Here is a 13290-nt window from a genome sequence, read left to right on the forward strand (position 1 = left end):
GACGGCGCCCGCGTGGAGCATCTGACGTTCATCCTGATGTTCCTCGCGATCGGCGTCGTGCTGAACGCCACGGGACGCATGCCGGAAAACGCGTCCAAGGTGCTCGGCGCCTGGGTCATCAACGTGGCCCTGCCGGCGACGGCGCTCCACAGCGTCCACGGGATCACCTTCGATCCGGGCTGGGCCTTCGCCGCGCTTACGCCGTGGATCGGCGTCGCGCTCGCCATCGTGGTGTTCGCCGTGGTGGGCCGCGCCGCGGGCTGGTCGCGCCAGCGCGTCGGCGGGCTGGTGCTCGTCGCGGGGTTCGGGAACACCTCCTTCGTGGGACTGCCCATGATCGCCGCCTTCGCCGGGACGCAGTGGCTGCCGCTCGGCCTGGTGATCGATCTGTTCGGCTCCTACCTCGCCCTTTCCACCGTGGGTCTGGTGGTCGCCACCGTCTGCAGCCGGCGCACCATCTCCGCCGGCGCCATCCTGCGGCGGATCGGCACCTTTCCGCCGTTCATCGCCATCGTCCTGGCGCTCGCGACCAACCATCTCGGCCGGCCGGCGCTGATCGACGACGGCCTCGCCGCGCTGTCGGCCACGATGACGCCCGTCGCGCTCGCCGCCGTGGGGTGCGCGCTGCGCTTCGACCGGCTCGCCGGAATGGCGCTCCCGATCACGGCCGCGCTGGTGTTCCGCCTGCTGGTCGCGCCGGCCGCCCTTCTCGGCCTCTATTTCGCCCTCGTCGGTGCCGGATCCGCGGCCGTGCGCGACGTGACGATCCTCGAAATGGCGATGCCGCCGATGCTGGGAGCCACCATCATCGCGCTGGAGTACGACCTCGACAGCGACCTCGTGGCCCTCGTGATCGGCCTCGGCATTCCGCTTTCGCTGCTCACCACCGCGCTGTGGTGGCACCTTCTTTCGCTGGTCTGACGCCGGGAACGGATGGCCCCCCGCCGGCCGATCCCCCAGCGGCCCGACGAAGGCGCGCGCGGGAGCGCCTTTGGAACGCCCCTATTGTTGCTCCCCGAACTTGATGAACGTTGCCGGTGTGTTACGCAGACGATGTGCGGGGGCGTTGCGGGGTATCCGAAAAGCGTACGGCGGAGGCTCCGGGACCGCGGATCGCTCGGTGTGGGGTACTGCAGCAGGATTGCGCCTCTCGTGACGCCTCTCCAGAGCCGGATTCTCTTCGTCGACGACGACATGGCTCTCGCGCAGGCGACGGCGGAGTTCCTGCGTGAGCGGGGCTTTGCGGTCGCCCACGCGGCGACGGCGGCGCAGGCGCGCCAGATGGTTGCCAACGAGACCTTCGACGTGTTCCTTCTCGACATCGTGATGCCCGGCGTCAGCGGCAAGGTGCTGTGCCGCGAGATCGCCGCCACCCAGCGGGCGGGCATCATCATGGTGTCGTCGCTGGAGAGCGACGCGGAGCGCATCGCGCTGCTCGAGATGGGCGCGGACGACTATATCGTGAAGCCCTTCAACCCGCTGGAGCTCCTGGCGCGGATCCGCGCCTTCCTGCGGCGCCGGGCGGGGGATGGGCCGCCGGCGCGGGCGACCCGTCTCGGGCCGTGGTCCATCGGCGAGGGCGGGCGGCTCCTCAAGCACGAGGATGGCCGCGTCGTCACGCTGACGCCCAGCGAGGCGCAGGTCTTGCGCCACTTCCTGGCGAACCCGGGCCTCGTCTGCTCGCGCGAGGAGATCCTCGCCATCTCGCGCCTGCGCCAGCACGCCGGGCTCAACGACCGCAGCGTCGACAACCTCATGAAGCGCCTGCGCCGCAAGATCGAGCCGGATCCCGCCCATCCGACCTACCTGCAGACCGTTTGGGGTCGGGGCTACGTCTTCGTGGAGGGGTGAGCGCCGTCAGAGCGGCAGCATCACGGTGACGCGGAGGCCGCCTTGGGCGCGGTTGCGCAGCGTCACCGTGCCGCCATGGTCGACGACGATCGTCTTCGCGATGGCGAGCCCGAGCCCGGTGCCGGAGGGCGTGTCCGAGGCGCGGGCGAACGGCTCGAAGAGATCGTCGATGTCGCCGAGCGGAATGCCGGGGCCGCAATCCTCGACCTCGACGACGGCATAGCGCTGGTCGCACCGCAAGGTGACGGCGACGCTGCCGCCATATTTCGAGGCGTTGTCGATGAGGTTGCGCAACGCCCGCTCCAGCGCGTTGTAGCGGGCGGGCACGCAAGGTTCGTCGACGACCGTGAGCGTGATGTCCGCCTCCAGCATGGCCGCCTCCTCGACGAGCGCCTCCAGCAGGGAGATGAGGTCGACCGATACGATCTCCCCGTCGCGCATGGTGGCGCGGGTGTAGGTCATGATGGCGGTGGTGATGCGCTCGGCCTGGGCGAGGCACGTCTTCAGGACGTCGCGCGTCGGTGGCGGCTCCACCGCGTCGACATAGGCCGACATTGCCGCGAGCGGCCCGCGCACGTCGTGTCCGAGGCTGCGCATCAGCGTGACCTGATAGTCGATCGCCTGGTTGATCCGATGGCTCATCGTGTTGAACGCGTGGATGGTGGAGCGCATGTCGGGACCGCCTTCCTCGGGGATGTCGCCGGCGGGCTCGCCACGGCCGAGCCTGTCGGCCTGGACGGTGATATGGCGCAGCGGGCGCATGATCCGCCACAGGACGATGAGCGAGGCGCCGACGAGGACGAGGGCGATCGGCAACGTCAACAGGCTGGTGAGGAAGAGCGGGCCGAGCGGCGGATCGAACGGCTGCAGGGTGGCGAGGTTGTACCACGTCGGATCGCCCTCGAGCCGCAGCGCCAGCACGTGGGAGGTCGCCGCGCGCAGGGCGCGCGAGGGCGGCGTCGGGTCCAGGCCGCCGGGGACGGCCCAGCGCGGTGGGTTGTCGGGCTCGTTGGCGAGGGCGAGCATTCTCGTGCCCTCGCCGAGGTGGACGATGTTGCGATCCTCCAAGGCGAGACCGGGGGGGCGGATCGGGATCATCGTGGTTCGGCTGCCGGCGACGACCTCGGCGACGGGAAGGCCGAGCCCGCGCAGGAATTCGCTCACCACCGCGGCGCGTTGGGGATCGCGAACGTCGCCGAGGGCGGGATCGAGCGCGGGGGCCTCGTCCACGGTGAAGTGGCGCATCGGGTTGCGGAACGAGCGGGCGACGGCCTGGCGCAGTTCCGGCGGCGCGCCTTGGACGGACGGCACGGCGACGCGGAAGAAGCCGGCGGACCGGTCACGCGTGTCGAGCTCCATGCGCGCCTTGAGATAGGCGAAGTTCACGCCGATCGAGATGGCTTGGGTCAGGAGCACGGTCGCGACGATCAGCAGCGTGACCTGGATGCGCAGCGAGAGGCGGTTGAGGCGGGGAAGGCGCTCGAAGAGGCGGAGCGCGCGCACCGGCGGCGCCGCCAAGGCCTCGGTGTTCGGCTCGACACTCATCGCGCCGCCGTCCGGTCCGCCGCGCACGGGCGCATCGGGTCAGGCGCGAGGGGGCTGCCGGGTGAGCGACTGATGATCATGTCCGCCACGGTAAGCGAACGCCGCCGCTCGATGAAGGGTTCGATCTGTTGCGCGGCAGAGCCTCGCTTGCCGGCATCGACCCCCGGCCGACCGGGACGCGATCACCGCCGGCGGCGCCACCCGCACGGACTTCGAGCCTACCTCACGCGGTGCCGGCAAGCGTGCGCGGCAAGGGTTCTCTCGGGCGTGTTCGAGGCGCCCGAGCGCCGACACCCCACCGCACCCCACCACATCCCGCGAGAGCGCAGGGACGCGCCGGAAGCCTGGCTCAGCGCCCGGGCTTTTTCATCGCCGGCGTTCACTGGCGGGAGAGAGAGGTGCCAAAGGGGGGAATGGTGCCCAGGGGCGGAATGCAGAAACCGCCCAAAAACAATAGCATAACGGAAAGTGGGACAGTCAAAAGTCCCATGAACTTTCAGGGTTTTTCGGGAAAAGTGTCCCACCGAAAAGCCCGCTGATCCACCGAATTCCCATCTGAAACGAGAACCGCCGCCCAGGGTGATGACCTGGACGGCGGAAGGCGAACTTGTGCTCTCTCGCCAGCCATCGAAGGAGAACCAAAACCATGACCGGCGCGGTATTAAAATACCACAACAAACCTAGAAAGGGCAACCCTGCCGTCTCCCTGGGCGACCTGAAGGAAGCCCCGATCTGGGTGGCGTGGAGGGAGAACAGCAACGGGCGAAAACTGCCCGTGAACCCCTCCACGGGGTGCGCGGCGAAGTCCGATAGCCCCGACACCTGGGGCAGCCGGAAAGCCGCGCACAAGCGCGCCCAGAATGCCCGCTGGCAGCGCGAGAAGGTGGGAAAGGTCGGCGTGGGCGTCATGTTCGCGCCCGTTCCCCAAGCGCGCGGCTGGCGGCTGTGTGGCGTCGATCTGGACGGGTGCCTGGACGGCGACAAGCTGGCCCCCTGGGCGTCCGCCGTGGTGGACCGCTTCAACAGCTACACCGAACGGTCCCCGAGCGGCACGGGTGCCCACATCCTGTTCCTTTGTCGGGAGTCGGACATGGCCGCTTTGCGGGACGCGGGGCTGGTCACGCCGAAAGGCGGTGCCGAATTCTCCCTGGGCGGTCATACTGAAATCGCCCTGTTCCTGGGTGGACGATACTTCACCGTCACCGAAGACCAGCTTGGCGACGGGTCGACCATCCGCACCGTGAAGCGCGCCGATCTGGAATGGCTGGTCCGCGAGCACGGTCCCGCGTTCAAGCGGGCCGCCGGGGAGAGCGGGCCGAAGGGTGGCGACGAGTCCGGGTCTGGCATCGCCTTCAAGTTCCTCTGTGACCGATTCCGCGAGGGGAAGGGCGAAGAGGAAGTCCGAGACGACATCGCCCAGGATGACGGCGACGCGGGCGACTGGTGGCACCGCGCGGGAGACCGGCAACAAGACCGTGCCGTCCACAACGCAAGCGCGCGGATTACCGGCGAAGGGGCGAAAGTCATCGCGCTCTTCGACGACCTGGACGACCCCGACGTGGAAGCCGCCTACATCCTGGGCGAAGACCCGCCGGGGACGGACGACGACTTCGAACTGGACGAAGACGGCGTGATCCGGGCCTTCACGGCGGCCTACAAGGATGAACTGCGGTTCGACCATGCGGCGGGAAGCTGGTTCCGCTTCGACGGCAATTCCTGGCGGCGGGAGGAAACCAAGCTCGCCCACCACTACGCCCGCCGGCTTGCGACCGACATGGCGGACAACGATCCGAAGGCGAAGGCGCTTCGGAAGGTCCACACCTGGGAAGCTATCGAGCGCGCCGCGCGGACGGTTCGGGAATTTGCCATCGCCGGGGGCTGGGATCCGGACCCGTGGCTTCTGGGGACCCCCAGGGGGGCGGTGGACCTTCGCACGGGCGTTCTTCGCCCCGGTGATCCGGCGGACCACATCGCCCGCCTGACCGCCGCCGCGCCCATCCCTCGGGAGCGGTTCGACCCGTCGCGGGACTGTCCCCGGTGGCTGGCCTTCCTCGACGAAGCCCTGGGCGGCGACGCGGACGCCATCCGGTTCTTCCGCACGTGGTGCGGCTATGGGCTGACCGGCGAGACCAAGGAACACGCGCTGGTCTTCGTCTACGGGCGCGGCGGTTCCGGGAAATCGACGGCCATCAACACGGCGGCGGACATCCTGGGCGACTATTCCATCACCGTGGACACGTCGACTCTGACCGCCCAGAAGCATGAAGCCCACAAACAGGAAATAGCCCGCCTGGACGGCGCACGGTTCGCCTGGGCGTCGGAGACCGAAAAGGGGCGGGCCTGGGCCGAGAGCCGTATCAAGTCGCTCACGGGCGGCGACAAGATCACGGCGAACTTCATGCGCCAGAACAGCTTCGAATTCGTCCCGCAACTGAAGCTCACCATCGTCGGGAACAACGCACCGACCCTGAGCAACGTGGACGAAGCCATGCGGCGGCGTTTCATCATCCTGCCGTTCGATCATCCCCCGGCGACGAAGGACGCCGATCTGCCGGAGAAGCTGAAGGTGGAATGGTCCGGGATTCTGTCGTGGATGATCGAAGGGTGTCTGGACTGGCAAGCGTACGGTCTCATTCGCCCGGAAGTCGCGGTGCGCGCAACGGAAGCCTACTTCGACGAACAGGACATCTTCGCCCAATGGATTGAAGAGTGCTGCGAGACCGGGGAGCACATCGCGGACACGACGGCAAATCTCTGGAAATCGTGGAGTGACTACGCTTTCGACAACAGGGAACACCCCGGAACGAAGGTGCGGACTTTCCCGGAGACGCTTTCTCAGCGTGGATTTGACGCGATCAAGGACACTCTGGGAATTCGGGGGCGTGGGTATCGCGGACTCCGGGTGCAGAAGGAGGACTTCACCGATGACTTCGAAATCCTCTAACCCTTTGAAATCCCTTGATCTGCGACATGTGCGACATGTCGTCCAATTATCGCCTTACGCGCGCGAAAACACCAAAAATCCCGGCACTAGGGGCTCATATGGAACACATGTCGCACTTGTCGCACGGGTCCCTCCTGGGGGCGGCGCGTCGCGGGGGACGCGGAGCCCCGGCTTTTCACGCACTCCAGAATTTCTGGAATCGGGAATCCAATTCCCGCGTTCCGGCTCACTCTGGAATTTCCAGAAATCCTAGAAAACGGGGCGCGCATGACTGCCTATGACGCCGAAATCGAAGCCGTCCTGGGCGGTGGCACTGAAGCCCCTTCCGGCGAGACCGTGACCGCCGCCGAACTGTCGGAATGGCTGAACCTGTCCACCGCCCGGATTCATGCGCTGGCCCGCGAAGGCGTCATGCCCCGGACGGACGGACGCTTCGATCTGCAACTCACCATCCGCGCCTATGTGGAGCACCTGCGCGCGGGGCAGCGGGGGCGGCAATTCACGGACCCGGACCTGAACGCCGAAAAGCTGCGGCTGGCCCGCGCCAATGCCGAGAAGATCGAACTGGCAAATGCCAAGACCCGCGCGGCGCTGGTCCCCGTGGCCGAAGTCGAGTCCGCCTGGGCATCGGTCCTTCGGGACGTGCGCGCCGCCATGCTCGCAATTCCCGCCCGCGTTCAACAGCGGCTTGGGCATCTGACCGCCCATGACGTGCAGATGATCGACCGCGAAGTCCGCGACGCGCTCGAAGAGGCAAGCCATGACGACTGACATCCTGACCGCCACCCGCGCCCGTGCTCTGGCCGCCCTGAAGCCCCCTCCGCGCCTGTCCCTGGGGGATTGGATGGAAGCCCACATGCGGCTTCCCGAAGGCGTCTCTGCCCTCCCTGGGCGCGTCACCCTCTGGCCCTATCAACGCGGCATTGCCCAGGCAGTCAGCGACCCGCTGGTCGAGCGTGTGACGCTGGTGAAGCCCGTCCGCGTCGGGTTTACGACCTTGCTCACCGGGGCGCTGGCGTCCTACGTCGCCAATGAGCCGTCCCCGATCCTGGCCCTTCTGCCCACGGAAGCGGACGCCCGAGACTATGTCGTCTCCGATCTGGAACCGATCTTCGACGCGACGCCCAGCTTGCGGGGGCTTATCTCTGCCGACGCGGACGAAGGCGGGCGGTCCACGCTTCTGTCGCGCCGCTTCCCCGGCGGGTCCCTGAAGATCGTCGCGGCCAAAAGCCCCCGGAACCTGCGCCGCCACAACGTCCGAGTACTGCTGATCGACGAAGCGGACGCCATGGAACCGTCCGCCGAAGGCAGCCCGATCACCTTGGCCGAACGGCGGACCCTCAGCTTCGCCAATCGCAAGATCATCCTGGGCAGCACCCCGACGCTTCTGGACACGTCGAACGTGCTGCGGTCCTACGCCCAATCGGACCAGCGGGTCTTCGAAGTCCCGTGCCCGGATTGTGGGGCCATGGCCGAAATCCAGTGGCGACATATCGAATGGCAGCCTGACCAGCCCCAGACGGCGGCTTTCCGCTGCCCCCATTGCGAGTCCCTGATCGACGAACGCCACAAGGCGGGCATGGTGGAGGCGGGGGCGTGGCGGGCCATGCGGCCCGAAATCGAAGGCCATGCGGGCTTCCGGCTGAACGCCCTTGTTTCGACGCTGGCAAACGCTTCCTGGGGCAAGCTTGCGGCGGAATTCATCGCGGCCAAGGGGCACCCGGACCAGCTTCAAACCTTCGTCAACACGATCCTGGCCGAAGGCTGGCGAGAGGCGGTGGAAGAGATCGACGAAACCGCCCTGGCATCGCGGCGGGAACGGTTCGGCCTGGACGCGCTGCCCCGTGACGTGCTGGTCCTGACCGCCGGAGTCGATGTGCAAGGGGACCGGCTGGAAATCGTGATCCTGGGGCACGGGAAGACCGAATTCTTCGTCCTGGGGCAGCATGTCATCTGGGGCAGCCCCCATGAAGATCACAACTGGGCGGAACTGGACGACTTCCTTCGGGGGCAATGGCCGCACCCCGGCGGCGGGACCATGCGCTTGGACGCCGTGGCGGTGGACGCGGGCGACGGGGGGACCATGGACGCGGTTCTGGCCTTCTGCCGTCCCCGCTTTGCCCGCCGGATCGTCGCCATCAAGGGGGCACCGGGGGCGCGGCCCGGTATCAAGGCTAGCGAGACGCGCGGGTCCCGCCTGTTCATCCTGGGCGTGGACGGGCTGAAGGCCACGCTTGCCAGCCATCTGTCGCGCGGGCGGACGGTGAGATTCAGCGACACCCTGGAAGACAGGTTCTTTGAAGAACTGGCGGCGGAACGGCGGCTGGTCCGATACAAGCGGGGGGCACCTGTCCGGGTCTGGGAACGGATTGCGGGGCGGCGGGCCGAGTCCCTGGATTGCATGGTGTATGCCCTAGCCGTCCGCCCGCTTGTCGGGGTTGACCTGGACAGACGGGAAGCGGAAATTTCGACGAAAGCCGCCCCCGCGCGAACTCCGCCTGTCGTCAGGTCCGCTTGGCTTGATCGTTGATGTTCAAGAGCGACCCGACGCTGGCAAACTTGGAAATGTCTTCGCGCGCGAACCGTCGCTTGTTGTCCCCACGGGGGCCTTTCTGTCGCAGGGCGGCGCGGACGGACGTGATCGCCTTGTGCAGATAGTCCCGTTCGGTCTGGACCAGCCCCATGGCGTTGGCGTCGATCTGGATCGCGGCCAATTCACCTTCGGCCCGCTGCGCGAAAGCCGCGCCGCGAAGAACGTCGCTCAGGCGGTCTGCAATCTGCTGGTGTTCTTCACGGGTGGCCATGCCACCTGAATAGCAGGCTGACGGCTAATCCGTCCACTTCTTGGGCGCGGCCTTGTCCACATAGCGTTCAACGTCCCCGATCTGGTGAGCCCACCAGACGAGTCTACCGTCTTCGGTGACGACGCGGTATCTGGGCACCCCACGCGCGGGATTGGGGCACGATCGGAAGAACAGGCCGCACCGGTGGACCTTGTAGTAGACCCGCGCCTTCGCTCTTTGATGCTTTGATCTGTCCGGCATCCTCGAATGGCCGGGGGCGGCTCTCGCAAACCGCCCCCGACTCCCCTTCAACGTCTGAGAAAAGCGACGCGCGTCCAACGCGCCGTGCCCCACTTCTACATGAGGAGATAAAACCCTGCAAATTTACTTGCAGATTTTAATCTCCTAATGTATGTTTTGGGCCGACCGAACCGCCGCGAAGGGACCCAACATGGCTGAAACACTAACGCTTCGAGCGATCGCCGACCATCTGGCGGACCAAGATGGAATCGCCGACCTGCAAGAGCGGGAAGCCCGCTATCAGCGCCTTCGGGCCATCGTGCAACAGGGCATGGTCACGTCTGACGTGGAAGTATCGAAAGGCAAGACCGCCACGTTTGGCGCGGTCAAGATCGCCCAGCTTCGTGTCCTGCAAGCCCTTATGGAAGCGGGCTTCAAGGGGCCGGTCCTATGGAAATTCAACGCCCATCTCAACAAGACACCGATCACGGGGGAGGCTGGCCACCAGCCGGGGACGATGATCGCCAAAGCCGTTGCCGGAACTGCGGCGGGCGAAGACTGGCAACTGGACATTCGGATCACGCGCCGCCGGGACGCCGACGAACCGGAATATCTGGGCGGCCTTCGCCGCGCGGATGAACCCCGAAACCCGGTGAGCGACCAAATCCTCATGGCGGGCCGCGTCCTCTATGCCGCCGTGTCTTTGCCCGTGTCGGACTTGATCTGGCCCGTCCTGTCCGTTCTGGAGGCCGAATAGTCATGGCCTTCCGCCTTCCTCGACTCCCGAAACTGTTTCGGACAACTGAAACCCCGGCGCGTCGCATGATCGACGCCGCCGCTGGCGGGCGTCGGGGCGGCGGCTTCGGCACCTTCGGGCCGATCAATCCCGAAGTGGCGGCGGGGGCGACGCTCACGCGGTCCCGCGCCCGTTACCTCGCCGCCAACAATCCCTTCCTGTCCAATGGCGTGGACAACTGGTCCGCCGCGCTGGTGGGGGCTGGCATCCGTCCGACGCCCCGCGCTGAAGATGCGGACACCCGCCGCGCCGCAAGTCGTGCTTTCGAGACCTGGGCGGACGACGCCGACGCGGCGGGGCGGACGGACTTCTGGGGGCTGCAACGGGACATCGCCCGTCACCTGATCGTGGACGGCGAAGCCCTGGTCATTATTCACGACGACGGGGACGGGCTGCGGCTTCAGACCGTCGCGCCCGAACAACTGGACGAAGCCAAGACGGCGGAACTTGGTGGCGGGCGGATGATCGTGAGCGGCGTGGAATTCGACGCCCAGGGCCGCCGTGTCGCCTATTGGCTTCTGCCCCACCGTCCGCATTCCACCTTCACCGATTACGCCCCGTCGATCCGCTTCGACGCCGCCGACGTGCTGCACATCATGCGCCCTCTGGGCGCGGGGCAGGTGCGCGGCTTGTCCTGGCTGGCCCCGGCGGTCCTGTCCGCTTCCGAACTGGACCAGTTGATGGACGCCCTGCTGGTGGGTGCGAAGACCAGCGCCATGTTCGCGGGCTTCCTCACCGATCTAAACGCCACGGGCGGGCTGCCCTTCGACGGCGACCAAGCCGGAAGCATCATGGACACGGGCCTGGAACCCGGAACGCTGAAGGTCCTGCCCGCCGGGATCGACGTGAAATTCTCTGCCCCCGACGCGGCCAAGGACTCGCCTGCCTTCCTGCGGATGAACCTGCAAGCCTTGGCTGCCGCCCTGGGGCTGCCCGAACACCTTCTGTCCGGGGACCTGACAAACGCCAACTATTCCAGCCTTCGGGCGGGCCTGCTGCCATTCCGGGCGCGGGTGGAACAGACGCAATACGGAACCCTCGTCCCGCAATTCCTGCGGCCTGTCTGGCGGCGGTGGATTGTTGCCGAAGTCCTGTCCGGGCGCTTGGACCTGACCCCCGATCTGGCGGCGGAATGGATCATGCCCCGCCCGATGCAGGTGGACCCCCAGAAGGACTTGGCGGCCATGAAGGAAGCCTTGGCCCTGGGGCTGACCAGCCGAACGAAGGCGGTCAACGAATTGGGCTGGAACGCCGACGATCTGGACGAGGAAATCGCCGCTGACCATGCCCGCGAACGCGACCTGGGGCTGACCTTCAGCCCCAGAACCCCGGAGTCCCCCAATGACGACTGACGCCTTGACGCGGGCCGCCCAGACGCGCCCGAACAGCTTCGATCCGGCAACGCGAACGGTGTCCGCCGTCATCGCGTCGCCGACTCCCGTGCCCCGACGCGACTCGCGGGGGCCTTTCCTTGAAGTGTTGATGGCTGCCACCCTGGACCTGTCCGCCGCTGACCTTCCGGTCCTCGACTCTCACCGGACTGCCAGTGTCCGGGACCAGTTGGGCCGGGTCCGGTCCATCGCCGTGGAAGGCGACTCTGTCGTCGCCGTCCTTTGGCTGTCGTCCGCCGAAGATGTTGCGCCCGTGGTGCAGCGGATCGCGGACGGCACGGTGACGGGGGTGTCCATCGGATACCGCGTCGCCGGGTGGACCGAGAAACAGACTCAGGCGGGGCGGGTGAAGAGCCCGACCGCATGGACGATTACCGAAGTCACCCTGACCAGCAATCCGGCGGACCCGTCCGCTCGTCTGAGGCATCAAGAGGAGTCCCCCATGCCCGAAGCTACCGAAACCGTTTTGCGGGATGTGGCGGAACAGACCCGCCGCCACGACATCCGCGCCCTGGTCCGAACCGCTGGCCTGGACGCCCAGGTGGCGGACGACCTGATCGACGCGGGCGCGGACATGACCCGCGCCAAGGCGGAAATCGTCGACGCCGTGCAGGACCGCCGCCGCGCGGCCCCGATCATCCGGTCCCATGCCCCCGCGAACGACGATCCGGCGACGATCATCCGCCGCCAGTCCGACGCGCTGGCCTTCCGCATGGGCGGCGGCGGGGAACCCGCCAAAGACGTGCGTCCCTTCCTGAACCTCAGCCTTCGGGACATGGCCGTCGACTCCCTGACCCGTGCGGGGGTGTCCACGCGCGGCATGTCGGCGGACGAAGTGTTCACGCGGGCCGGTGAGCACACCACCAGCGACTTCGCCCTGACCGTAAGCAATGCCATGGGCAAGGTGGCGCTGGACACCTACAAGGCCGCCGAGTCCCCGCTCAAGACGCTTTGCCGCCAGCGGACGCTTCCCAACTTCAAGGACTCCACGTCCATCCGCCTGGGCGAAATGGGCCGCCTGGAAGAACTCGCCGAGTCGGGTGAGATCACCCACACCAGCCGCGCCGAAAGCGGCGAGACCATGCGCCTGAAGACCTTCGCTCGGGGCGTCACGGTTTCCCGGAAGCTGATGATCGACGACGATCTGGGCCTTCTGGGCGACATGACGGCGGCCCTGGGCGAAGCGGCGGCCCAGACCGAAGCGGACATCCTAGTCACGCTGCTGACCGGCAATCCGAACCTCAGCGACGGGACCCCGGTCTTCGACGCCACCCGTGGCAACCTGGGCAATGCTGGCGGCGGTTCCGCCGGGGCCATCGGTTCGGCGGGCGTGGACGTGTTCACGGACGCGCGGCAAGCCATGCGGACGGTCAAGGGCATGGACGGCAAGACCATCGTCGGCGCGGCCCCGCGCTTCATGATCGTCGGGCCGGAAATCGAGACCCTGGCCGAAAAAATCCTGGCGGAAACCTACCCGACGAAATCGGACGAAGTGAACGTGGCCGCTTCGAAGATGACGCTTCTGGTGGAACCCCGCCTGGAAGGGGATGCGGTCTACATCTTCGCCGATCCGGCGCGGTTGGCGGCCATGCAATACGCCTATCTGTCGTCCGCCCAGGGCATCCAGATTCAGCGGACGGAAGCCTGGGACACCCTGGGCATGAAGTATCGCGCCTTCCTGGACTTCGGCGCGGGCTGGCTCGACTGGCGCGGCGCGTATCTCCACGAAGGAAGCTGACC

At 67.0% G+C, this 13290-nt stretch carries 10 protein-coding genes; 8 read left to right on the forward strand and 2 right to left on the reverse strand.

The window, feature by feature from the left end:
• Positions 1–12 precede the first annotated feature (12 nt).
• Both JCR33_RS08205 and JCR33_RS08210 read left to right on the forward strand, forming a co-directional pair.
• Positions 13–921: an AEC family transporter gene (locus JCR33_RS08205; protein WP_332461146.1), complete on the forward strand. Its 909-nt coding sequence runs from the start codon at positions 13–15 to the stop codon at positions 919–921.
• Positions 922–1152: 231 nt separating this feature from the next.
• Positions 1153–1851: a response regulator gene (locus JCR33_RS08210; protein ID WP_198881569.1), complete on the forward strand. Its 699-nt coding sequence runs from the start codon at positions 1153–1155 to the stop codon at positions 1849–1851.
• Between the two features lie 6 nt (positions 1852–1857).
• Here JCR33_RS08210 and JCR33_RS08215 read toward each other — a convergent pair whose 3' ends face one another.
• Positions 1858–3396: a sensor histidine kinase gene (locus JCR33_RS08215; protein WP_198881570.1), complete on the reverse strand. Its 1539-nt coding sequence runs from the start codon at positions 3394–3396 to the stop codon at positions 1858–1860.
• Positions 3397–4042: 646 nt separating this feature from the next.
• On the opposite strand from JCR33_RS08215, the gene JCR33_RS08220 reads away from it, so the two are divergent.
• The 3 genes from JCR33_RS08220 (at position 4043) to JCR33_RS08230 (ending at position 8870) form a co-directional block, all read left to right on the forward strand.
• Positions 4043–6340 carry a phage/plasmid primase, P4 family gene (locus JCR33_RS08220; protein ID WP_198881571.1) on the forward strand — a complete coding sequence of 766 codons (2298 nt, stop codon included), beginning with the start codon at positions 4043–4045 and terminating at the stop codon, positions 6338–6340.
• 267 nt (positions 6341–6607) lie between these two features.
• Positions 6608–7111 (forward strand): terminase small subunit, encoded by a 504-nt coding sequence (locus tag JCR33_RS08225; protein WP_198881572.1) that lies wholly within the window; start codon positions 6608–6610, stop codon positions 7109–7111.
• Entirely contained in the window at positions 7101–8870 is a 1770-nt protein-coding gene (locus JCR33_RS08230) for a phage terminase large subunit family protein (protein ID WP_198881573.1), read from the forward strand. Before JCR33_RS08225 ends, JCR33_RS08230 begins: the two co-directional genes overlap by 11 nt.
• Here JCR33_RS08230 and JCR33_RS08235 read toward each other — a convergent pair.
• Positions 8845–9144, reverse strand: a complete 300-nt coding sequence (locus JCR33_RS08235; protein ID WP_198881574.1) for a hypothetical protein — start codon at positions 9142–9144, stop codon at positions 8845–8847. The genes JCR33_RS08230 and JCR33_RS08235 overlap by 26 nt on opposite strands.
• 430 nt (positions 9145–9574) lie before the next feature.
• Between JCR33_RS08235 and JCR33_RS08240 the strand changes: the two genes are divergently transcribed.
• The 3 genes from JCR33_RS08240 (at position 9575) to JCR33_RS08250 (ending at position 13288) form a co-directional block, all read left to right on the forward strand.
• Entirely contained in the window at positions 9575–10120 is a 546-nt protein-coding gene (locus tag JCR33_RS08240; protein ID WP_198881575.1) for a hypothetical protein, read from the forward strand.
• Between the two features lie 65 nt (positions 10121–10185).
• Positions 10186–11511 carry a phage portal protein gene (locus JCR33_RS08245; protein ID WP_232372442.1) on the forward strand — a complete coding sequence of 442 codons (1326 nt, stop codon included), beginning with the start codon at positions 10186–10188 and terminating at the stop codon, positions 11509–11511.
• Entirely contained in the window at positions 11501–13288 is a 1788-nt protein-coding gene (locus JCR33_RS08250) for a prohead protease/major capsid protein fusion protein (RefSeq protein ID WP_198881577.1), read from the forward strand. The genes JCR33_RS08245 and JCR33_RS08250 overlap by 11 nt, the downstream gene beginning before the upstream one ends.
• The last annotated feature ends 2 nt before the right edge of the window (positions 13289–13290 follow it).

Origin of the sequence: Acuticoccus mangrovi, from assembly GCF_016411865.1 — a bacterium.
GTDB classification, from domain to species: Bacteria; Pseudomonadota; Alphaproteobacteria; order Rhizobiales; family Amorphaceae; genus Acuticoccus; species Acuticoccus mangrovi.

What these genes read in the sequence shown, in the direction of transcription:
- JCR33_RS08215 (WP_198881570.1), bottom strand. Translation starts at nt 3,396, where the DNA reads ATGAGTGTCGAGCCGAACACCGAGGCCTTGGCGGCGCCGCCGGTGCGC.
- JCR33_RS08220 (WP_198881571.1), top strand. Translation starts at nt 4,043, where the DNA reads ATGACCGGCGCGGTATTAAAATACCACAACAAACCTAGAAAGGGCAAC.
- JCR33_RS08225 (WP_198881572.1), top strand. Translation starts at nt 6,608, where the DNA reads ATGACTGCCTATGACGCCGAAATCGAAGCCGTCCTGGGCGGTGGCACT.
- JCR33_RS08230 (WP_198881573.1), top strand. Translation starts at nt 7,101, where the DNA reads ATGACGACTGACATCCTGACCGCCACCCGCGCCCGTGCTCTGGCCGCC.
- JCR33_RS08235 (WP_198881574.1), bottom strand. Translation starts at nt 9,144, where the DNA reads ATGGCCACCCGTGAAGAACACCAGCAGATTGCAGACCGCCTGAGCGAC.
- JCR33_RS08240 (WP_198881575.1), top strand. Translation starts at nt 9,575, where the DNA reads ATGGCTGAAACACTAACGCTTCGAGCGATCGCCGACCATCTGGCGGAC.
- JCR33_RS08245 (WP_232372442.1), top strand. Translation starts at nt 10,186, where the DNA reads ATGATCGACGCCGCCGCTGGCGGGCGTCGGGGCGGCGGCTTCGGCACC.
- JCR33_RS08250 (WP_198881577.1), top strand. Translation starts at nt 11,501, where the DNA reads ATGACGACTGACGCCTTGACGCGGGCCGCCCAGACGCGCCCGAACAGC.